General features: G+C 41.8%; 24 protein-coding genes. 15 read left to right on the forward strand and 9 right to left on the reverse strand.

The window, feature by feature from the left end:
• Positions 1–12: 12 nt before the first annotated feature.
• Both NYE23_RS07845 and NYE23_RS07850 read right to left on the reverse strand, forming a co-directional pair.
• Entirely contained in the window at positions 13–870 is an 858-nt protein-coding gene (locus tag NYE23_RS07845) for a metal ABC transporter permease (RefSeq protein ID WP_076257942.1), read from the reverse strand.
• Positions 870–1613, reverse strand: a complete 744-nt coding sequence (locus NYE23_RS07850; RefSeq protein WP_341080647.1) for a metal ABC transporter ATP-binding protein — start codon at positions 1611–1613, stop codon at positions 870–872. The genes NYE23_RS07845 and NYE23_RS07850 overlap by 1 nt, the downstream gene beginning before the upstream one ends.
• A gap of 345 nt (positions 1614–1958) precedes the next feature.
• Here NYE23_RS07850 and NYE23_RS07855 point away from each other — a divergent pair, with 345 nt between their 5' ends.
• Genes NYE23_RS07855 through NYE23_RS07870 form a run of 4 tightly spaced genes read left to right on the forward strand, consistent with a single transcriptional unit; the run spans position 1959 to position 6290 of the window.
• The gene (locus NYE23_RS07855; protein WP_341076833.1) at positions 1959–2537 is read left to right on the forward strand and encodes a glycerol-3-phosphate acyltransferase; all 579 of its coding nucleotides are present in this window, start codon (positions 1959–1961) and stop codon (positions 2535–2537) included.
• Positions 2538–2541: 4 nt separating this feature from the next.
• On the forward strand, positions 2542–4152 hold the full coding sequence (locus NYE23_RS07860; RefSeq protein ID WP_341076834.1) for a GNAT family N-acetyltransferase: 1611 nt from the start codon (positions 2542–2544) through the stop codon (positions 4150–4152).
• The gene (locus NYE23_RS07865; protein ID WP_341076835.1) at positions 4139–5968 is read left to right on the forward strand and encodes an LTA synthase family protein; all 1830 of its coding nucleotides are present in this window, start codon (positions 4139–4141) and stop codon (positions 5966–5968) included. Before NYE23_RS07860 ends, NYE23_RS07865 begins: the two co-directional genes overlap by 14 nt.
• Before the next feature lie 16 nt (positions 5969–5984).
• Complete coding sequence (locus tag NYE23_RS07870) at positions 5985–6290, forward strand: hypothetical protein (RefSeq protein ID WP_341076836.1); 306 nt, start codon at positions 5985–5987, stop codon at positions 6288–6290.
• Positions 6291–6642: 352 nt separating this feature from the next.
• Here the strand turns inward: NYE23_RS07870 and NYE23_RS07875 are convergent, their stop codons facing one another.
• Entirely contained in the window at positions 6643–7119 is a 477-nt protein-coding gene (locus tag NYE23_RS07875; protein ID WP_341076837.1) for a DinB family protein, read from the reverse strand.
• 184 nt (positions 7120–7303) lie between these two features.
• Positions 7304–8188: an AraC family transcriptional regulator gene (locus NYE23_RS07880; protein WP_341076839.1), complete on the reverse strand. Its 885-nt coding sequence runs from the start codon at positions 8186–8188 to the stop codon at positions 7304–7306.
• A gap of 105 nt (positions 8189–8293) precedes the next feature.
• Here NYE23_RS07880 and NYE23_RS07885 point away from each other — a divergent pair, with 105 nt between their 5' ends.
• Together NYE23_RS07885 and NYE23_RS07890 are read left to right on the forward strand one after the other, a co-directional pair.
• Positions 8294–9247 carry a DMT family transporter gene (locus NYE23_RS07885; RefSeq protein WP_341076841.1) on the forward strand — a complete coding sequence of 318 codons (954 nt, stop codon included), beginning with the start codon at positions 8294–8296 and terminating at the stop codon, positions 9245–9247.
• Between the two features lie 257 nt (positions 9248–9504).
• Positions 9505–10506 (forward strand): LLM class flavin-dependent oxidoreductase, encoded by a 1002-nt coding sequence (locus NYE23_RS07890; RefSeq protein ID WP_341076842.1) that lies wholly within the window; start codon positions 9505–9507, stop codon positions 10504–10506.
• 113 nt (positions 10507–10619) lie between these two features.
• Here NYE23_RS07890 and NYE23_RS07895 read toward each other — a convergent pair whose 3' ends face one another.
• Positions 10620–11345 carry a hypothetical protein gene (locus tag NYE23_RS07895; RefSeq protein ID WP_341076844.1) on the reverse strand — a complete coding sequence of 242 codons (726 nt, stop codon included), beginning with the start codon at positions 11343–11345 and terminating at the stop codon, positions 10620–10622.
• Between the two features lie 135 nt (positions 11346–11480).
• Between NYE23_RS07895 and NYE23_RS07900 the strand changes: the two genes are divergently transcribed.
• Positions 11481–12485 (forward strand): LysM peptidoglycan-binding domain-containing protein, encoded by a 1005-nt coding sequence (locus NYE23_RS07900; RefSeq protein WP_341076847.1) that lies wholly within the window; start codon positions 11481–11483, stop codon positions 12483–12485.
• Positions 12486–12519: 34 nt separating this feature from the next.
• Here the strand turns inward: NYE23_RS07900 and NYE23_RS07905 are convergent, their stop codons facing one another.
• On the reverse strand, positions 12520–12744 hold the full coding sequence (locus NYE23_RS07905; RefSeq protein WP_341076848.1) for a hypothetical protein: 225 nt from the start codon (positions 12742–12744) through the stop codon (positions 12520–12522).
• Between the two features lie 183 nt (positions 12745–12927).
• Here NYE23_RS07905 and NYE23_RS07910 point away from each other — a divergent pair, with 183 nt between their 5' ends.
• The 4 genes from NYE23_RS07910 (at position 12928) to NYE23_RS07925 (ending at position 15186) form a co-directional block, all read left to right on the forward strand.
• Positions 12928–13353 carry a VOC family protein gene (locus NYE23_RS07910; RefSeq protein WP_341076850.1) on the forward strand — a complete coding sequence of 142 codons (426 nt, stop codon included), beginning with the start codon at positions 12928–12930 and terminating at the stop codon, positions 13351–13353.
• 45 nt (positions 13354–13398) lie between these two features.
• On the forward strand, positions 13399–13818 hold the full coding sequence (locus tag NYE23_RS07915) for a hypothetical protein (RefSeq protein WP_341076851.1): 420 nt from the start codon (positions 13399–13401) through the stop codon (positions 13816–13818).
• Positions 13819–13921: 103 nt separating this feature from the next.
• Positions 13922–14506, forward strand: coding sequence for a GNAT family N-acetyltransferase (locus tag NYE23_RS07920; protein WP_341076852.1), 585 nt, complete (start codon positions 13922–13924; stop codon positions 14504–14506).
• Positions 14507–14601: 95 nt separating this feature from the next.
• Positions 14602–15186 (forward strand): DUF6944 family repetitive protein, encoded by a 585-nt coding sequence (locus tag NYE23_RS07925; RefSeq protein ID WP_341076854.1) that lies wholly within the window; start codon positions 14602–14604, stop codon positions 15184–15186.
• A gap of 162 nt (positions 15187–15348) precedes the next feature.
• On the opposite strand, the gene NYE23_RS07930 is transcribed toward NYE23_RS07925, so the two are convergent.
• The 3 genes from NYE23_RS07930 to NYE23_RS07940 are packed head-to-tail and all read right to left on the reverse strand — an operon-like array spanning position 15349 to position 18486.
• Entirely contained in the window at positions 15349–16440 is a 1092-nt protein-coding gene (locus NYE23_RS07930) for an acetyl-CoA C-acyltransferase (protein WP_341080649.1), read from the reverse strand.
• A complete protein-coding gene (locus NYE23_RS07935; RefSeq protein ID WP_341076857.1) occupies positions 16436–17887 on the reverse strand; it encodes an AMP-binding protein in 1452 nt (483 codons plus the stop codon). Before NYE23_RS07935 ends, NYE23_RS07930 begins: the two co-directional genes overlap by 5 nt.
• 35 nt (positions 17888–17922) lie before the next feature.
• Positions 17923–18486, reverse strand: coding sequence for a biotin transporter BioY (locus tag NYE23_RS07940; RefSeq protein ID WP_341076858.1), 564 nt, complete (start codon positions 18484–18486; stop codon positions 17923–17925).
• 748 nt (positions 18487–19234) lie between these two features.
• Here NYE23_RS07940 and NYE23_RS07945 point away from each other — a divergent pair.
• The 4 genes from NYE23_RS07945 (at position 19235) to NYE23_RS07960 (ending at position 21784) form a co-directional block, all read left to right on the forward strand.
• Positions 19235–19546, forward strand: coding sequence for a hypothetical protein (locus NYE23_RS07945; RefSeq protein ID WP_341076859.1), 312 nt, complete (start codon positions 19235–19237; stop codon positions 19544–19546).
• Between the two features lie 126 nt (positions 19547–19672).
• Complete coding sequence (locus tag NYE23_RS07950; protein ID WP_341076862.1) at positions 19673–20044, forward strand: hypothetical protein; 372 nt, start codon at positions 19673–19675, stop codon at positions 20042–20044.
• A gap of 174 nt (positions 20045–20218) precedes the next feature.
• The gene (locus NYE23_RS07955; protein WP_341076864.1) at positions 20219–20983 is read left to right on the forward strand and encodes an alpha/beta hydrolase; all 765 of its coding nucleotides are present in this window, start codon (positions 20219–20221) and stop codon (positions 20981–20983) included.
• A 345-nt stretch (positions 20984–21328) separates the two neighbouring features.
• Positions 21329–21784 carry a S1 domain-containing RNA-binding protein gene (locus NYE23_RS07960; RefSeq protein ID WP_035329831.1) on the forward strand — a complete coding sequence of 152 codons (456 nt, stop codon included), beginning with the start codon at positions 21329–21331 and terminating at the stop codon, positions 21782–21784.
• Positions 21785–21889: the final 105 nt, after the last annotated feature.

Consider the following 21889-nt stretch of genomic DNA (forward strand, 5'->3'; position numbering starts at 1 on the left):
GACATGTTTTTATTACACTAATGAAGCTCTCTTTTTCTTTACTTTCAGCGTTTTCCATATCAGCCCATGTTTAGGGGAGAACAAGAAAACGAGAATGAATATAGCGGTGGATGATATGACTATCGTTGCTCCTGAAGCTAAGTTGTAGGTGAAGCTGAAGTAAAGCCCCGTGATGGATGAAATCACCCCAATGCCAGAGGCAAGGAAGATCATCATCCACAGCCGCTCGGTTAACAGATAAGCTGCTGCCGCAGGGGTGATCAGCATCGCCACTACGAGCACAATTCCTACTGTCTGAAGGGATGCAACAGTTACCATTGTTAATAGAGTCATCAGGAAATAATGAATGAAGCGAACGGGCAGTCCGTAAGCTGCGCCCATTGTCGGATCAAATGATGTGACCAATAATTCTTTGTAAAAGAGGTAAACAGCCCCCAACACAATCAGGCTGATGCCCAACGTGATCCACATATCGGATGATCTTACCGCCAAAACATTCCCAAATAAAATATGGTACAAATCTGTACTGCTTTTTAGCATCGTAATAATAATGATTCCTGAAGCAAATGCAGCTGTGAACATAATGCCAATTGAGGTATCATGCTTAATCCGGCTGTTTTGCGATACGAAGCCGATAGCGATCGCCGTAATCACACCGCTGATCACGGCCCCGAAGAAGAAGTTAACACCCAGCATATACGAAATGGCAACACCGGGAAGTACGGCATGTGAAATGGCGTCTCCCATGAGAGCCATTCCTCTCAGGATGATAAAGCAGCCAATGACTCCGCAGATAATTCCTACCATAACCGAGGTTAATAACGCTTTTTGCAGAAAACCATATTGCATAACCGCTTCAATAAAAGCCATTATAATGACACCCCAATCTCATTCATAAAAGCAAATTGCCCCTGGTAGGCTTTTGCAATTACTTCAGGCTTAAACACATCTTCAACAGTCCCGAAACTGATCAATTCCTTATTTAGAAGAATTAACTGACTGAAATAATCGTTCGCCTTACTTAAGTCATGGTGTACGACGATCACGGTTTTTCCCTGTCTGCACAGCTCCTTCAAAATGTTCACAATCGTTTCCTCGCTCGATACATCAACCCCGACAAACGGCTCATCCAGGAAAAAAAGATCCGCTTTCTGGGCAAGGGCTCTCGCCAGAAAAACTCTCTGCTGCTGTCCGCCTGACAGTTCACCAATCTGTCTTTTGCTGAACTCCTGCATGCCGACTCGCTGAAGACATTCCATGGCCCATTCCTTATCCTTCTTCTTTGGACGGCGGAACAGTTTTAAATGGGGGTAGGTCCCAATAAGAACGGCATCATGCACCGTGATGGGGAAATCCCAGTCTATGTCATTCCGCTGCGGAACATAGGCGATGCTTTTGCGCACTTCTCTGATGGGTTTTCCCAGCACTTTAATTGCACCTTTATCCTTGGGTATGAGATTCAGCATGGCTTTTAGAAAAGTTGATTTGCCTGCGCCATTCGGGCCGATAATACCCACCAGATTGCCGGTATTCACCGATAGGCTGACCCCTGTTACAGCCTCATTACCAAAATAAGAGACATGCAAATCCTGTATGCTGATAGCTGGATCCATCATTTTTTATTATCCTCCTTTATTTTCCAAGTTTAAATGGGATCAAATTAATTGATTTTGCACAATTTAACGTCACATGGACAAGATTTATGGATTTATAAAAAAGTTTTGCCTTAATGCAAATTATATGCGAATGATAAACAATGTCAACACAAAAGTTTTATTTTTACTGAAATTTAATGATGGCATGAAAATGGCTGAATTATGAATTATGGCTCTGGCAATCAAATGGTTTAATGGTAAAATTAGGTGAGTTAAACGAAAAAACAGATTATAAATTTGTAAATATATGAAACTTTTTACCCTTTTTGATCGTTTAATTAATAGAAGGCGGGATAGGTGTTTATGATCGAATATGTATGGTCTGCTCTGATCGTTATGGCCTTTTCTTACGCATTTGGGAGCATAACAGGAGCTTATTATGTGGTTAAATATTTAGCTAAAGAGGATATAAGATATATAGGGAGCGGGAATGCAGGAGCTACAAATGCCGGAAGAGCACTAGGTAAGACTGGGTTTTTGCTGACTATAGCAGTTGATGCGGGAAAGACATGGGCAGCTTTATACTTGACTGGACTCATGTTTGAGAGTGATGTTGTATTCATTCTTAGCGCTTTTTGCGCGATGCTGGGCCATCTTTTTCCAATTCAGCTTGGTTTTCAAGGCGGAAAAGGAGTGGTTGTCTATCTGGCTTCTGCACTGTATCTGGAGCCGCTGACGATAGCAATCATGGCCATTATAATGGGAATCACGTTTGCAGCTCTTCGGAGGTATACCTTATCGGGTTTTATCTCTATGGCTTCTATTCCCATAACAGCCTGGGTGATTGGGGATTCATTCATTATTGCGGCAGGCCTGCTGCTGATGCTTATCATTGTTCTAATTTCCCATACAAATTTCATCATGCCTAAGCATAGGAGGTAAACTAATGAATATTATCTGCAAAATCGCAGCGGAACATGATGAATTTGAACAAATTCATCAGCTGAACTATCAGACATTCGTCGAAGAAATTCCACAGCATAAGCAAAATGAAAATCAGCATTTAATCGATAAATTTCATGAAGAAAATACATATGTGATTGCCAAGGCTGGTGAGGAAGTGGCAGGAATGATCGCGATTCGTGCGAAAAGGCCATTTTCGCTTGATTATAAGCTTCCTAATCTCGAAGAATACTTGCCTGTGCAAGGTGAATATTGCGAGGTACGCCTGCTGTCAGTCAAAAAGGAATACCGCAGCACCCGTGTCTTTTATCAGCTTTGTGAAAAGCTTGTGGAGCTTTGCCTTGAAAAAAATTATACGATGGCGCTGATCTCAGGGACGGTCAGACAGCTGAAATTGTATAAACGGATTGGCTTTTTGCCTTTTGGTCCACTGACAGGAGAGGAAGGAGCCCAATTTCAGCCCATGTACTTAACAAAAGAGAATTTCGAACGTTCCACAAAAGCGTTTAAACGCTTAATGGACAGAAACTCAGAGCAGTCCGGGCAGCACTCTTTTTTGCCGGGACCTGTCCCTGTACATGAAAATGTGAAAAGTGCTTTTGCCAAAGAAGCAATATCTCATCGTAATCATGATTTTATCAATGGCTTGAAGGAGCTGCGATTTCAATTATGCAAGATGACAGGTGCCTCCTATGCACAGGTTATTGTCGGGACGGGGACCCTTTCCAACGACCTTGTGGCTGCCCAGCTGAAAAACATGGAGGGGAATGGGCTCATCCTGGCAAATGGTGAATTTGGCTATCGTCTCATTGATTCTGCCAGAAGATTTCAGTTATCTTTTCAGACGATTGAAAAAGACTGGAATGAACCGATCCTTCACGAAGAAATTGCATACATGCTGACAGAAAATCCTTCTATAAAATGGGTCTGGACTGTCCATTGTGAAACCTCAACAGGGTATTTATTCGATATCAGCGGGATTCAGGAGCTATGTGCAAGCTATGGTACCGAGCTTTGCGTGGATGCATGCAGTACTGCCGGAATCGTTCCGCTTTGTCTTAAGAATATTTATATGGCATCGTCGGTGAGCGGAAAAGGGTTTGGCTCGTACCCGGGTCTTGCGATTGTGTTCCATAGGGACAGAATTAAAGGGAACAGCAGTGTTCCCAGATACCTGGATTTAAAGATGTATGAGGACAATGAAAGCATTCCATACACCCATTCTTCTAATCTGGTCAGCGCATTAAAAGAGAGTATAAAGCTGATAGATTATGAGAAAATAAAACGAATGTCTTTAAAAGTAAGGAGGATTCTTTCGGACAAGGGTTTTTCCGTTCTGGGCGGGGAAGATTATTCGCCGGGCATCCTTACTGTCCATTTGCCGGAGGACATTTCCAGCAGGGAATTTGGCGACTTATGCAAACAGAAAGGAATTCTACTAAGCTATGAAAGCGGGTACCTGCTTGAAAGAAATTGGGTTCAGGTGGCTCTGATGGGGGCGCAGGAAGAAGAGAAGGTCATGCAATCTATCGAAATGATTGCACGTATTTTCGAAAAACAATATGAAAAGCGGTATGATTATGAAGTTATTTAAAAAGCTTTCGCCCATTTGGGCTGCCGTCATACTTATCTGGATCAAGACGGCTGCTGTATCCTTTATCGGATTCAATCTGCACCCTGAGAACTGGACTGATATTTTATTCATGCTATTAAGCCCGATTGGGGCCATAATGGTCATTCTCGGAGTTCCTTATTATTTTAAGAAAAAGGTCAAACCGGGAGCTATATTTGCAGGCATGGCAGTTCTGACCGGGATTCTTTTTGGGGATCTTCTTTATTATCGTTTCTATACCGATTTTGTCACCGTTCCGATCCTTTTTCAGTTTAAAAATGTCGGAGGGATTGGACCGAGTACTTTTGAATTGGTCAGTCCGTGGGATCTTCTGTTATTAGCTGATCTGGTGGTTTTTTGGCTTTTCTATTTAAAACGGAAATCAGTACAAGCACAGCTTTCAAATAAATCAAAAAGGCTTTATGGTGCTGTCAGTGTGATGTTTGTTCTAGTGACCATCACTCTCGGCATGGTAAAGGTGCCTCATTTATTTTCGGAATCCTATAATCGCCAGCAGCTTGTCAAGCATATTGGCTTGTATCAGTATCACCTTTATGATATGGGCATCGCTGCAGCAAACCCTCTCAACCGAGCTTTTGCCAGTTCAACAGATGCTGAGGCTTCTGCCGAGTATGTCCAATCACACGAAGATAAGCCATCAGATTACTTTGGTGCGGCAAAAGGAATGAATGTCCTACTGATCAGCATGGAGTCCACCCAGAATTTTGTGATTAACCAGAAGGTGAACGGTCAGGAAATAACACCTTTCCTTAATTCACTGATTGAAGACAGTTTTTATTTCAGCCGGGTCTATGATCAGACAGCACAGGGCAAAACATCGGACTCGGAATTCATGGTTGATACAGGCCTTTATCCGTTGTCGAGCGGCTCGGCATTTGTCCGGAAAACGGAAAATGCTTATCAGAGCCTGCCGCATATATTAGCTGAGAAGGATTATTACGCAGCCGTATTTCACGGGAATGACGCTTCGTTCTGGAATCGGGAAGCCATGTATGATTCTTTAGGGTATGATCGGTATTTTTCAAAAGCTGATTATCTGGTTACTGATGAGAATTCTGTGAACTACGGGATTAAGGATATCCCATTTTTCCAGCAATCCATTGAGCATCTGGAGAACCTGCAACAGCCTTTCTACGCCAGGTTTATCACATTAACAAACCATTTCCCGTTTTTGCTGGAGGAGGAAGATCAGTTTATCCCTGAGGCCAATACTAGTGAAATGGTCGTCAATCGCTATGTCACAACCGTCAGATACCAGGATGAAGCCATTAAAACCTTCTTCCAGGACTTAAAAAAGAGCGGGCTCTATGAAAATACGATGTTTGTATTGTATGGCGACCATTATGGCATCTCGGACAAATATGAGCATGGTGTGCTTGAACTGCTAGGGCAGGAAGATACGATTGTAAACCGCATGCAGCTGCAGAGTGTGCCGCTGATCATCCATGTGCCGGGCGTGGAAGGCAAAACGTTTACAAACCTTGGCGGGGAAATCGATATAAGGGCAACGATTCTTCATCTGCTCGGCATAAGTGCTGTTGATAATTTCAGCTTCGGGCAAAACCTGTTTACAAGAGATCCTCATCACCCCGTTACCTTCCGGGATGGAAGTTTCATAGCGAAAGATTATTTGTACAAATCCGGCAAATGCTTCAAAAGCGAATCGGAAGAAGAAACAGATATTACTGGCTGTGAACCTTTAATGGATATCTCCAGAAAAGAGCTTAGGTTCTCTGATGATATTGTACATGGGGATTTAATGAGGTTTATGGAATAACTTTTGGAGGAGAAGCATGGAAGTATTCGGGTTTATATTTTTATGGGGGATACCTTTGCTGCTGCTTTGGAGTTTTGTCTTAACGCTTGTCGAAGTTAAGAGAGCGGGGAGCGAAGGGCAATTCCTTGGCAGGACGCTCACATTTATCGGCGGAATTTATCATTACACCATTTCTTCATTTGCCGCTTGGGTTGGTTTGATTGCCATCGCATTCGGAATTGCAGCCCTGGTGGAGGGTTCAATCTTCGGTGCATTATTCTTTGGTTTATTCGGTGTTTTTATGGTTTATAACTTTTTTCCGAGATTAAATATGCCGGAATGAGATTGAGGTATGTCCTTTGGGGCATGCCTTTTATTTTTTTTGCATATATTGGGCTTTTGAACAGAAAGAAAGCAGGAACTCGTGGATGTGAGTCCGAACCCAGGTCAACTTCAGACACAGAGAGGAGGAACCGGTAGAACTGAGTCAGAACCCGGGTCAACTTCGGACACAGAAAGGCGGAACCGGTAGAACTGAGTCAGAACCCGGTGTAACTTCGGACACAGAAAGGCGGAATCCGTGGAACTGAGTCGGAACCCGGGCTAAGTTCAGACACAGAAAGCGGAAAAGAGACAGACAGAGTCCGAACTAAAAGCATTTGCAAATAACAGACAGGAGCAGTTTTTGAAACAATTCAGCCCTTATTTAAAATAGAACGATAAATCTGTTTAATAGTCTCCATATGAATGGCTTCATGGTAAAAGCCGAATAAAAAAGCTTCTCCGGATGTGTAAAACGTGATGCCGCTGCGGTTTGTGTATGGATTTGGGAGTTGTTGATCTAGACGGCCATGAAGAAATGTTTTTATCCTGGATTTTTGTCCGGCTAGGACGGATGCGATTTCCCTGAATGAAGGCGGTGGCTCGGACCAATCAGCTGGTTTAGATCCTGCGCCAAATAACCGTTCATAGTTCACTGGGACGTTCAATTTTTCACCTGATATTCCAAAGACAAGCTTTTCCTGGACAAATGCAATATGCCCGAAGTTCCAGCGGATACTATTGTTAAACCCTTCTGGAATGATATCAGCCATTTCTTCAGGAATCCGTTCAATCGATTTTTCAGTAATGCCGCGCACGGTTTCCATATGTTCAAAAATCAGCTGTTCCATAAAATCTCAACCTCCATTTTCCTGTTTTTTAGCAAAAAATGTCCTATTAATTCTGTTCAGTCTCATTCATCTATTTAGTATTTGGATGAAAGAGAAATTATTCCATTTACCATAGGATGAAGTCCTGCAAATAGATGAAGGTCAGGCTCCTAATGTTCTTTACAGGTTGGCCGGTCAAGGGCTATTACTTTATAAAATTTTTCTTTTTATATGCTAAAGGGGTCATATTCATCGCATTACGGAATTTTTCAATAAAGTAACTGCTGCTGTTGAAGCCTACCTTATACGCAACCTCAGTTACATTCGAGCCCGGCTCTTGAAGCAGGGGGAGGCTTTTTTGCAGGCGGTGCTGAATTAAGTAATTAATGGGTGTGGTCCTTAGAATCTTTTTAAAGTATCTGCAGCATTCAGAATTGCTCAGTCTGCCGGCTTTGGCAATACATTTTAGGGTGACTTTTTCAGCATAATGCTCATGGATCCAATTCAGCATTTCTTTCATCCGCCTGTGTTTTTCAACTTCTGTCTGGCTGTATTCCAGCTGGAATCCGTTTCGGATTAACTGCTGCCAAATGAATGTGAGCAGACAGGCTATATCAATCTCATAAAATGGTGAATTCTCATGTATTAAATTCCTAATTTCCAGGATGCTGTCTAAAATATTTTTCCCCCATTCCTCACTCCCGTCCAAAATGATGTATGGAAGATTTGTTGCTGAAATATACGGAGAAATATAGCTGGCGAATAATTCCTGGGGAAGCAGGAAATGAGGGGAGACATTTAAACAAATGTAAACACAATCTCCGCTAATATCCTCGGCTGAATGAAGGCACCCGCTATTGATGAAAAGGCAGCCTCCTTCTTTAACCGCCAATTTTTCCTCATTGACTTGAACCATGGCTTCGCCTTTAAGTGTCAGGATAAATTGAATTTCCTCATGCCAATGCAAAGGGATCTTGCCTTGTATATTATCTGCAATCTTCGTTTCATAGCAGGCGACAGGCAGCACCACCGTCCTGTGGCTCGTCAATTCCTTCAGGCTTTCATCCACTTTAAAATCTTTAATCTGCAAAGAAGCCACCTCAATATTGTTATACTTTTTTATGATATCCAGCTATTTTTATCACGGAATTTGGTTTATTATAACACTATTATTAGATTTAAGGTGGAATCGAACATGAAAGGACGTTCAAGGAGTACGGGTTTATTGCTCGTTATTTTTGGAGCTTCATTCTGGGGAGTTGGCGGAACAGTTGCTCAAAAGCTTTTTCAGGAATTTGGAATCTCTGTTGATTGGCTTGTCACAGCCCGGCTTCTGATCGCGGGTGTTCTTCTTTTGGCCGTTCAATTTTTGCTGAAAGATCACTCACAAGTGTTTGGAGTTTGGAAGAATAAAAGGGCAGCTATCATGCTTTTGATTTTTGGCCTGGCGGGAATGCTTGCCGTACAGTACACCTATATGGCTTCCATTCATCATGGAAACGCGGCTGTTGCCACACTGCTTCAATATCAGGCGCCAGCTATGATTATCATTTATCTGGTTTTGCGGAAGCAAACAGTGTTTTCAAGGCAGGATCTGGTGACAGTTTCCCTTGCTTTAGCGGGATGCTTTCTGCTATTGACCAATGGTTCTGTTTCTCAGCTGTCCGTACCGTCACCTGCAATTGTATGGGGAGTGCTTTCCGGTGTGGCACTGGCGTTTTATACGTTATATGCCGTCCCGCTGCTGAAGGAGTACGATTCCCTTGTCGTGGTTGGATGGGCGATGGTCATTGGCGGATCTGCATTGAGTTTCGTCCATCCCCCATGGAAAATGGAGTTTGGCAGCTTAACGGCTGAAGGTTACCTGTATTTGGTTTTCGTTATTATTTTTGGAACGATGCTTGCGTTCTGGTTCTATATTGAAAGTCTCCAAACGCTGTCTCCAACGGAAACCAGTCTTTTGAGCAGCCTTGAGCCGCTTGCCGCAGTATTTACTACGGTTATCTGGCTGAACGAACCATTCGGCATTTTTCAATGGGCAGGTACTGCCTGTATCTTTGGCATGATTCTGCTGCTGGCATTGAATAAGAAAAAACCGGCAAAAACCAGTGTTTCTGCTGAGAATGAAGAACCATTAAGAGTAAGCTGAGAGCCAGCCCCTTTCGCGGGGGGCTGGTTTTTTCTTGCTTAGGTTTGGCTGAGGCAGGACACGATTTCGCTGAGGAAAATTGGTCGCTCATAATCCGAAGAAAATCGCTCATAACAAAAAAATTCCGTTCATATCCACTGCCATTTCAAATTTTGTTTAATTCTCCTCTGTAATTTTGCTTACACTAAGCATTATATTTTCCTAAATTTATTTCGGTTGTTAAAATAAAATCAACTCTTCATGAAGGAGATTATAAAATGACCAATATACAAATACCTGTTTCTGTTTTAAACCTTGCCCCGATACGGGAGGGGAAAGACAGCAGGCAGGCAATCAAAGATCTTGTTGATCTGGCTCAGGCAACAGAGGAGATGGGCTACAAACGCTTTTGGATAGCGGAGCATCATAATACCCCGACACTGGTTAGTTCTGCCACGGCTATTTTAATAAAACATGCATTGGAGCATACTAAAACGATTCGCATAGGCTCCGGCGGAATTATGCTGCCGAACCATGCGCCATTAGTGGTTGCCGAGCAATTCGGCACGATGGCGACTATTTATCCGGATCGGGTCGACTTGGGTCTTGGAAGGGCACCTGGTACGGATATGATGACGGCTAATGCGCTCCGCCGTTCAAAAAATGATTCTGTTTATACATTTCCTGAGGATGTGAAGCAGCTGCTGACATACTTTGGTCCTTCAGAGGAGCAGAGCTATGTAAAAGCACACCCGGGTGTTGAAACGAACATTCCCATTTATATTCTTGGTTCTTCGACAGATTCAGCGTATTTGGCTGCTGAGCTGGGGCTTCCATATGTGTTTGCTTCACACTTTGCTCCAAGGTGGATGGAGGACGCCATCCGGATCTACCGTGCCAACTTTAAGCCTTCGCAGTATCTGGATAAACCATATATGATGGTATGCTTAAATGTCATTGCAGCAGAGACGGATGAGGAAGCTGAATTCCTGTCAACCACAATGAAACAGTTTTTCCTGAATGTTGTCAGAGGGACTTCCATGAAATTAAGCCCTCCGGTCGAGGACTTGGACTCTATCTGGAACCCAATGGAGAAGGAAGCGGCAGAGGGGATGTCCAGCGTCACCCTGATGGGAAGCAAAGAAACAGTCAAAGGACAGCTCGAACAGTTCCAGAGTATGTATAATGTTGATGAAATCATGGCGGTTTCTTATATTTATGATGAAGAAAAACAAAAACGTTCTTATGAAATATTGAAAGAAATTACAGACGGCAATTGAGCGGGGAAATATTCCCCGCTTTTCATATTTCTCGGGAAAGCGCAGGATTAGACTTTTCTTGCGCGCAGTGGTCGCATCATGGCTTTTATTGCCGAAAAATGAAAATTCACGCACTAATCTATGGTTTCCTGTTTGTAGAGTGCGGGATTGGCTGCCGTATTCAAACTCTGTGCAGACGCCCATAAATTCGCCAGAAACCGCGGCATCATCTGCTGTGACGGAAGAGTGCCATATCTGGAAAAGTAAACCAACAGCTTCAAATAAGTTCTTGCATTATTCGGCAGGTGAATTTCCCTTGCGTAGTATTCATTTTCCGTATAGGTAGCAAAAGAACGGGTTTCAAACCCGGAAATAAACCTGGTGATCTCTCCTTTGTATTCATTTTGAATGTAATGGATTCTTTTAATTATTGTGGGGTCATCAGAGCCATCATAATTAGCAAGCCTTGCCTGCCGGAATGCGGGGACAGATGACAGGTTATCAGTAAGAGCAAGTGCATGTCCGTATGCTTTGTCATGACCCTCATAAATTGGCCGAATATCGGCATTCTCCATTAAATCCACTAATCGCAAGTCCTCATTTTTTAAATAGGGCGGTCTAAAAATCTGTCTGGAAAGCTTAAGCTCATTAAATGAATCACAAATAAATGAAGTGAAAAAATACCACTGGCCGTTGTCATCCAGGCTGATATCATAATCCTCCCCATCTTTTTCAACCCGGTAATCAATAAAGCGGTCTTTACGGTCGAACGTAAAATCAAATTGTTCTTTTTCTAATGGTTTAAATCCATATGGAGTTTGAATCGGTACACAGATTTCTGAAAAGAATTGGTTCTTCATGCTGACCCACACCTTACATTTGTTTTATTCTGCTATAGAAAATACCCTGCAGATTTCTTTATCATGCCAAAAAGAGAGGATAATTTTCTTTAGTTATACAAAAATAATAAAAATCGAATGGAAAGGACATTGAGTATGAAAAAATGCATTTATCTTTTCTTCTGTGTGGCTGTGTTCTGGCAATTGAATTGGAACGATGCACATGCCGAAAATAATCCCCGCAATATTTATGAGGTAAAGCAGGGGGATACCCTGACATTAATTGCAAAAAAATATGAATCAACAGCAGGGGACTTAAAACTATTTAACGGCCTGCAGTCAGACAGGCTTTTGGTCGGGCAAAAGCTGCGTGTTCCGATCATGTATAAAGTGGCACCCGGAGATACACTCTGGAGGCTGGCGGAAAAATACGATTCAAGTGTGCCGATTATTAAGACAGCAAATGGACTATCCTCCAATGCTATAAATACCGGGCAAAAATTAATAATTATTCCAAAGAAATTAGCCATGGATGGTAAGTTCGTCCTTATGACAAGAGAGGAATTCCGGGATTGGATTTTCAATCAGAAATTCACGAGAAAAGTGGCCAAGGTTCAGCAGCATCACACCTATCAGCCATCATACAAACAGTTCAATGGCACAAATCATTTTGCGATAATGAAGGGGATGGAGGAGTATCATGTAGGCGGCATGAAATGGAGCATGATCAGCCAGCAGCTGACCACTTTCCCGGATGGAAAGGTGGCAGTGGGAAGGCCGTTCGATATTGCCCCGGAAGGATCATTCGGCCTGCAAAATAAAGAAGCGATGCACAAGATCGAAGCAGATGCGATAGCAATCGAAAATCTCGGTGATTTTGATTCCAATCAAATGACTGCAGAACAAAAAGAAACGATCGTGACTGTCACAGCTCTCCTGATGCTGAAATATGGCCTTGCGCCATCCATTGACACTATCACCTATCACCATTGGTGGGATATAAACTCGGGTGAGAGGGTACTGGATAACAGCCATGGGCATGCCGTAAAAACCTGCCCTGGCACTGAATTTTTTGGCGGGAATTCGACTGCAAGCGCTAAGAAAAATTTTTATCCTCTGGTCAGAAAAAAAATACAGGAGATCAGAGCAGCCATGCATTAACAGGAAGAACCCGCAGACAAGATGCGGGTTTTTCTCATCGCTTCTTCTTTTTCTTTTTATCATCCTCTGCTGCAAGCTTCGCTTTATTTACACTTTCAAGCTCTACCTGTACATGAATTTTACTTTCCTCTACTGACGTTACACTGGTTACCTTGCCTTTGCGTCCTTTGATTCTAACCTCTTCTCCTTCATTTGGAACACTACTGCGAAGCTGATTTAATAAAACATTTTTCCCATCAAGATAATAAACCGTAAACATTCTCATCTCACCTTTGTCTATGGAATGTGGTACAAGTTCCTGCACCATTTCTATAAAATATAGACTAAGGGATAAAAATAGACCGGTTTTTTTAAAAAATGCTTGCGAACATTTGTTCCTAATAGTAAAATCAACCTTGTAATAAATGTTAAGAAAAATGAAAATATTAGGGGGCCGATGAAAATGACAGTCAAAGTGATTCCTTATTTGGTGATGGACGGAAATGCGAATGAAGCAATTGAATTTTACAGAGAAGCGCTGGAAGCGGAAGTTCTATATAAGCAAACATTTGGGGAAGGTCCCGATAACCCTGAATATCCTCTTCCAGAAGAAGCAAAGAACCGCATTATGCATGCCACTGTAAAGGTTGGTGAGAACGAACTAATGTTTAGCGATACATTCCCTGGCCAGAAACATCAATTAGGCAATCAGGTGACCATTTGCCTTTCTGCATCAGATCCTGAAAAATCGAAGAAATTTTATGTTGCACTTCAGCAGGGCGGGCAAGTGACCATGCCCCTTCAGGAAACATTTTTTAGCCCTGCATATGGCAGTGTAATCGACAAATTCGGAGTGCATTTTCAAATTTATACAGAGGGTGAGCATTAATTCGGTCAGAAAAATAGAAACCCTCCATAAAATAGGAGTTAAATAATGAGCATCGTTAATTATCTTGGCTGTAATATTATACTGCCTGCAAGTGATCCTGAGAGTGATGAAGAAATCATTATTGGTGATTTCTTCTCTGATGAAGAAATGAGAGCTGAGGTACATAAACACCTGTCAGCAAAATATATCTACGAAGTAACTTCCAGACAGCACGGCAGTATTTGGTTTAATAAATACTACAAACAGGATTATCCAAAAGGTCACGAAGAAGGGCAGCAAATTTTTAGGTCATTATGTGCTTTTCTAGATCAGCGCCTTGCATCAGGGGATTATTGTGAACTGTATACCTGCTGGGTTGGAGACGAATCGGAGGAACCTGAGTACAAGGACTGTATTAACCTTCATGATTTTGATATCGATAAGATTGGAGTGTATGAAAAGTCTTTGCTTGTCATTAACAAATAAATGTCTGTATGAGCCATTCCTCTGTGTAGGAGGAAATGGCTTTTTTTAATGAACTTGTTCAATTTTGGCTTGGTCATACTTTCAAACAAAAAGAGGAATTTTTATGATTATAAAACCAAAACAATACATAGTTAAAAATGTGAGCTATAAGATAAGATCTGCTGTCGAGGAAGATGCAAAGGAACTGTCTAAAGTTAGAGTGCAGATTGATGGAGAAACGGAGAACATGGACCGGGAAGCAGGTGAGGCATACATAGATGAAACAGGTTTTATTGAGTTAGTAAAAAAAGATTCCATTAGTGACCGGAATATATTCCTGGTTGCTGAGGTGAATGGAAGAATTGCCGGTTTTTCCAGGTGTCAGGGCAGCGAACTGAAACGAAGCAGACACAAAGTGGAATTTGGTGTATGTGTGCTTAAGGAATTCTGGGGCTTTGCTATTGGAAAAAACCTTTTAGCTCAGTCTATTCAATGGGCTGACTCTAATCATATTAAGAAGATCACTTTAAATGTTCTTGAAACAAATGAGAATGCGATTAAGCTTTATAAGAAAAATGGATTTGAAATTGAAGGGCTGCTAAAAATGGATAAGCGTCTGTCTGATGGCAACTATTACAGCACCATTACAATGGGAAGGATTTGGGACAATTCTCATAACAGGACTCCGTACCTTAAACCTGATAACTGAATATAATACAACAAACATCCAATAAGAAGTTTGTAATTTGGAGAATTAGAAGTCTCATTTTTATATGGGAAGAAGTTCTTTAGAGAGGGGCAGTCATGTATTTTGAGGGAGAAGACTTATTATCCATAGGTGCGTATCTATTGGTAGCCGGCACATTTATTTCTGCGATTGGTGATACCATAAAGCCTGATAAAACTAATTTCAACAAAAAATTAATACGGGATGGAAATGGAGTACAGGCAGTTGGCAATGGTCTTCAGGGATTTGGAAGAATTCGTTTAGCTGAAAGAGAAGAGGAAGTTAACTTTTATGGAATCGTTGGGAGCTTTACCCAGGCTGGCGGGAACACAATTAACACCGTTGCAGTCAATAATGAAATTCAAGCTTATTCAATATCTGAAACCAAATTGAATTCATTAGGCAGTTCAATTCAATCAATGGGAGCAGCCTTAGAGGCAAAAGGTGTCAAGCAGAATAGGAGCAATATTCTCAGTCAGTTGGAAGTTATCGGCTACAGTCTGATTTCCATCGGTGCCCTGCTGGATTCTGCTGGTCTTCTAATAACTGATGAATTGAGCATTCAAAGAAGACTGCTGCTGGCTGCAGGGGGATGGCTTGAATTCCTTGGAGCAGTTCTTGGAGCGTATGTAATAATTCAGACAGCTGAGGGAGCAGTCTAATCTTGCGAAAAAAGGAAAGAAAACCGGTTATCATGATGATATCAGTTGATATTTGCTGAATATCAAGATGATAGCAGGTGCTATTTATGTGCTATTTTGTCGAAGTTCCCCTCCATATAATAAACCTGGAGTAGCAGTACCCCAGGCTAACCTGCTGTTTTATTATGCCACTTCAAACAAAACGGCAACTCCAACGCCTCCTCCGCTTCCAATGGCAGCTAATACATATTTGGAAGGAGGTCTCCTTTGAATATCGTAAAATAATTTTGTAATCATCACAGCACCTGAAGCTCCATAAGGGTGGCCAATGGTTAGAGCACCGCCATTAACATTCAGTTTTTCATATGGTATTGATAGCTCATTGGCGCATGCTGCAATTTTGGAAGCGAATGCTTCATTAATTTCGATTACATCAATATCGTCAATTGTTAAATAATTTCTTTCCAGGATCGCCTGTATGGCCGGAACAGGCGCAAATCCCGGATAGTTGGGGTGTACACCAGCTACTGCACTATCAGCAAAACGCAGAATGGGTCTGTAGCCATTTTTAATTGCTGTTTCTTCCTCCATCACCAAAACAGCAGCTGCCCCGTCATGGATGCCGCAGCTGTTGGCTGCTGTTACAGTGCCATCCTTTTTAAATATCGGCTTAGCCCGCTTAAGAAGAGTCTCCATTTTTCTTTTTCTGAAAAATTCTTCATCATGCATATGTCTTCCAATTGAGATTAACTCTTCGGCCATCAGTTCCGTTTCATAAGCGTTCCAGCTCCGTTCATAGCTCAATTGTGCGTAGGCATCCTGACTTTCCCTTGATATGTTGTACATCTCTGCTACATTTTCCGCTGCTGCACCCATATCCGGGTCTCCGATTGTGTCCGGTGAAAAGCGGGCCCTTTTGGAAAAGGACGAGGTGCTGGCACTTTCCGTACCACCCGCTATATAACAAGTCCCGGCACCTCCCTGAATGTAATAGCATGCCAATCGAATGGCTTCAAGACCCGCACTGCATTGTCTGTCCAGGGTTAAACCCGGAACGGAAAGAGGGAGTCCTGCTTCTAATGCAGACAAGCGGGCAATATTGCCGCCAGGACCCACGACATTACCTAAAATGACATCATCAATTTTTTCTTCCAGGCCATCCGCCAGATATTTCAGCAGCGGGGCAGCAAGTTCATGCGGCTCATAGCCTTTAAGCATCCCATTAACTTTTCCGATAGGTGTTCTTTTTGCTTGTACAATCACGGCTCTCTTAATGGCTGGTCACCTTCCTTTCGATGGATTCCTTCAGCTGGGAGCGGGCAATTTTTCCGCCGGCTGTATAGGGCATTTCTTCAGTGAAGATCCATTTGCGCGGAATTTTGTAGGAGGCCAGATGTTTTTTGCATAGGCGTTTTAACTCAAGGGCATTTGTTTTGCCTTTGATAATCGCTACTGCTATTTGGCCCCAATATGGATCCTCCATTCCGATCACAGCAGCCTCCTCGATAGCAGGATGCAGGCTAATCACTTTTTCAATTTCTTCCGGGAAGATATTAATAGCACCATATAAAATCATGTTTTTCTCCCGCCCGCTGATAAATAGGTATCCTTGTTCATCCACATAGCCCATATCATCAACCGTTGCCCAGCCATCTTGATCCTGTATGGTATGTATTGCGTCATTTAATAGGTAACCATCGAAAATAAGGCCGCTCCTGACATATATTTTACCGATTTCATTAGGAAAGAGCTTTTCACCCTTTGTTCCTCTGATTTCGATTTCAACACCATGGCAAGGCCTCCCGACTGAATCCGCTTTTCGCTCTTCCCTATGAAAGGTGATATAGCTTAATTCGCTGGCCCCATAAAACTCAATCATGGAAAGCTTAGGAAACATTTTTCTGATTTCTTGTTTTGATGTTTCGTCCCATTTTGCACCTGAAGAAATAATTTTGAGTGGCTTCTCTATGATTCTCTTTTCTTTTAATATAGCTGATACCATTGTGGGAACCGTATATATTGATGTGATTGGCTGCTCTTCAATATATAAGAGTGCCTGGCCTGCATTGAATTTATCGAGCAGGTAAACTGTTCCGCCTGTGCAAAGGGTACTTACTGCACCATATAAAAAATGAGAGTGGAGGAGTGCCCCTGGAATCAGGATGTGTTCCGTTTCATTCATTTTGAAATCATGCTCATTAACCTTGAAGCTGGCCGCCCAGGATTTGTGGGAGCGGATAAATGCTTTTGCCCTGCCGGTCGTACCTGAAGTAAATCCCATATAAAAAGGTTTGTTTCTTTCTGAATCAATGTGAAAGACAGGAATTTGTCCGCCAATTTCCTTTAATGCATCCTCCCATAACAGGACGAAAGGGTGCATGCTAGAAACCTGGTCATAGTATTCTTTAACTGTGACCACAATAGAAGGGCTGGAAATTCTGATCCTCTCGTTAAGTTCCTCGGCCTTCCATTTTAAATCGAAAGGAACAGCTGTCCAGCCGGCCATGGCGGCACCTGTAAATAATTGCAAAAATGGTACTCCATTTGGCAGAAGAAACCCCGCTGTCTTATTGCCAAACGATAAAGAATTTAGCCAATTGGCGGTTTTGCATAGGAGAGTGTTCCATTCTTTATAATTTAAAGCTTCGTCTTTCATTATAATCGCTGCTTTATTCGGCGAATCTTCGGCGAACTTCTCTATATTTGCTGTAATATTCGTCATGGATTTGGACATCTCCTTATAGAAAAGGAGACACTTTAAAGTGTCTCCAGAGATTTAGAAAATTGCTTATTGATTATAGGATGCTTAAGCAGTCTGTACACCAGGAATGAGGCAAGAGTCGCTTTCAGTACATCTCCCGGGATATAAACCAGGCTTAATTTAATAGCTTCTGCCAGAGGAATATTCATCATAATGGCCTGTACCGGAATGCCAAACAGATAGATTAGGAATATTCCGACAGTCAGGTTTATGAACAGGATATTCATTAATTTTAAAGATTTGAAGCGTGAAAGTAAATAGCCGATAAAAAATGCTGTAATCGGGTAAGAAATTAAATAACCGGCGCTAGGACCGAAGAAAACACTTATGCCGCCGCGGCCGCCCGATAATAATGGAGCACCGGCAGCAACTAACATCAAAAAGACAGCAATGCTAATCCCGCCAAGTCTGGCGCCTAGTATTCCGCCAGCCAAAAGGACACCGATGGTCTGCAGGGTAATGGGTACGGGCGTAAATGACAGCAGGATAGGAGGAACAAGACCGAGTGCCCCCATAATTGCTGCAAATAAAGCCACGTAGGTCATCTCTTTAACTTTCATAATACCTCTCCAATTCAGATTAATAGGTTAACTGTTTTTATTTTATGGTTAACATACAAGTTTGTCAACGTGATAGATAATATAGTTTACAATAAGATAAAGGATGTAAAGGCCTTACTTCCCAGCAAAAGAGTATTAGGCTTATATCTGCGTGATTAATAATTTAGGGGAAAAAATAAAGATGGAAAACCCCCGAAAAGGAAACGAGGGAATCATCACAAGAAACAGTGATTTCATTTAACCTCAATGCCAAGCAAGGAAAGATAAATGGCCAAATTGCCGCCTTCATTCCAGCTGATACTATCTAACATATATGTAATAAAAATAAAAAGCATATAGGTACCCACCAAGAATAATAATTTTATGGTCTTATTTTCTGCATGCTTCAAAATCCTTTTCCAAACAATATATATTAAGATTGGAAAGCCTAATACCCCAATAGGAAGCAGGAGTGCACCTATCGCAAAGAAGAACAAAACTACTGATACAATATAATAAATTCCGTAGCCCAGCAGCATCAAAGCAGCTGTCAGACTATACTTAAAGTAGAATCGTGCTTGAATTTTGATCTCCCCGTTTCTATTTCAGACTCATAATATCTTTATACAAATACTTACATTAATAAGTCAATGTCTAATTTTAAAAAGGTGCCGCAAAGGTAATCTTATAGGGTTAGGTTAAGTTAAGATAAAAGTCTTCGTTTATAAAATGTAAAATAATAGTATAAAAGGGTTTTTCAGGAGGGTATATGTACACTTACGAGTCATTTATAACAGAAGGGTCATTTACATTATTGCAGCCAGTATTTTATAGCTCTTTATTGGCATCAGTTATATTGCTCATTTTTGCTTTAACTTCAAAATCCATTAGTGGTACAGTGGTTGTATTTATATCACTTATTTTAATTATCATCTCTGGCCAAGTTTTATTCTTTGACGCCATTATCGCTGATGAGCTTGGTCTAGGCGGGGACGGAACCGCTACTTTGCTTTTCCTGGGAATCGCTTTCTTTAGTCTTGTCAGCCCGGTTATCTTTTTTATAAGAAAAAAGGAGGGATAAGATTGGGCTCTTCGGAAATTGGGAAGTTTTGGGTCAGACAAATCTTATGGGATGAATAGCGCACTCATTGCTGCGTTAAGCATATTCTCCGCTGCGATAACATTCATGCAAATAACGGTGTTTCACATGTTTCTGTTTCTTGGAGTTCTTCTGTTCGTTCAGTCTCTTGCCGGATTTATCAGGCGCGATTCTGCATCCTCCATTATCCCCACTTTAGATCAAATTGCCAAATACGAAAAAGAAAAAATGAGCAATGAATGGAGAAAGCAGCGGACGGTGAGGAGTATTTGGACCCTGCTTGTCAGCAGCATCCTTTTTATTAATGCATACTTCCATTTTGATTCCGGCGAAAAGTTGAATCTTGAGCCCATGTTTTTATTTTTACTGACAATCGGCATTTTAGTTATAACCAATATTCATTTGGTCATTCACAGCATGAAGGTGGATGGCGCCCAATCACCTGTGGACTTCAAGGGCATTCACGGAATAGGAAAGTGAGGGCAGCTATCTTTGGTGTAAGCTACGCCATCCATATCTTTATGTTAATACTTTCTTTAGTCTAACCCCTCCGTATATGTTGTAGGCGGTGTTTTTTTGTTTAAATACAAGTTGACAGGTCGGAATAGTTGGTTATATAATGTGGATAATTAATTCTGAGGGAGGAACAAATTGATGAATGAACGTTATCCTGTTTTGGACGGTGCAGAATCATTCTACTATGAAGGCAATGAGATTGGGATCCTGATCACACATGGTTTTCTTGGAACTCCCCAGAGCGTCCGGTTTTTGGGAGAGTCATTTGCCAGGCTTGGCTATACTGTTTTTGCACCAAGACTTAAAGGCCATGGCACACATTATAAAGATATGGAAAAAACCACTCATGAGGATTGGTTTGCTGAAGCAGAAAAGGGTTATCAATTTCTAAAAGAAAGGTGCACATTTGTCTATGCAGCAGGTCAATCAATGGGTGGGGCCCTGACGCTTTGGCTGGCTAATAAATATCCGGAAATTGCCGGGATTGTGTTAATAAATGCCGCTCTCCGGGTTCCGTGTTATGAAAATATAAAAGGGAAAGCAAACCCCACGTACATTGATGAAGGTGCACCTGATATTAAAAAAGACGATGTAGAGGAAATTACATACGGGAAAGTTCCGGTCCCCTCCATCTTCGAATTACAGAAGATCATGGAAAGAACACCTGCCTTATTGCCTGCCATTAAAACACCTGCATTAGGCTTTAAGTCGATAGAAGATCATGTTGTGCCTGCAGAGTGTACAGATATTATTCTGGAGAAGATTGGCTCCGCGAAAAAGAAAGCTATACCGCTCTATAACTCCTATCATGTGGCATCCATGGATCATGATAAAGAAAAGATTGTTAACATAACTCATCAGTATATCCAGCAGAATCAGGCAGGCAGCCTGTCTTTTGTGTAATGGCGGCTGAAAATGGGGAAATGGAAAGGCTATAAATGCGAAAAAATAATTGTCTAAAGCAGCCTTCCGCACAGAAAATCCGTTATCCGCACAAAAAAAGGGTTACCGCACATAAATATTTTTTTCGAGTTAAAAGAGCGTCATCCGCATGGCAAGATTTAAATACCATTCCTAATTTCATCTGAATAATGGTCATGATGCATTTAAATGCATAAATTTCATCAAAAAATAGGATTAAATCCCCTTAATTCCGGGTAGAATATCGGGGGATATTGCCGGCATTGAAATTATCTTAAAAAAAAGTTATAATAAGACGTTGTTAACACTACCGAGGGGGAAGTTTTTTTGTCAATCGAAATTGGAAGTAAGGTACAAGGAAAAGTAACAGGTATTACAAATTTCGGAGCTTTTGTCGAGCTGCCAGGCGGCACGACTGGTCTTGTTCACATTAGTGAGGTAGCTGACAGCTATGTTAAAGATGTGAATGATCATTTAAAAGTTGGCGATGAAGTAACTGTTAAAGTGCTTAGTGAGAAAGAAGGCAAAATTGCCTTGTCCATCAAAAAAGCAGTGGACAGACCGGAAGGCCAATCTTCTTATTCGCAGCGCCCACCGCGCCAGGGAAGAGATGATCGCCGCGGCGGTGGTTCCAGAGATTTCCGTTCAAAAGGAAACTTTAAGCCAAAGGAAAGCTTTGAAGACAAAATGGCAAAATTCTTAAAATCGAGCGAAGAAAATATTTCTTCATTGAAGCGCAATACCGAAGGAAAGCGGGGCGGCCGAGGCGGACGCCGCGGATAAGCAGCCCTTTAGATAATGGGAAACCCCAATCAGGAGGGAAGTTCCCTGACTGATTGTTCGTTATCCTGTGATAAAGGCAAGCCAATTTTAGGCTTGCCTCTTTTC

It is taken from the genome of Cytobacillus sp. FSL H8-0458, from assembly GCF_038002165.1.
GTDB lineage: Bacteria > Bacillota > Bacilli > Bacillales > Cytobacillaceae > Cytobacillus.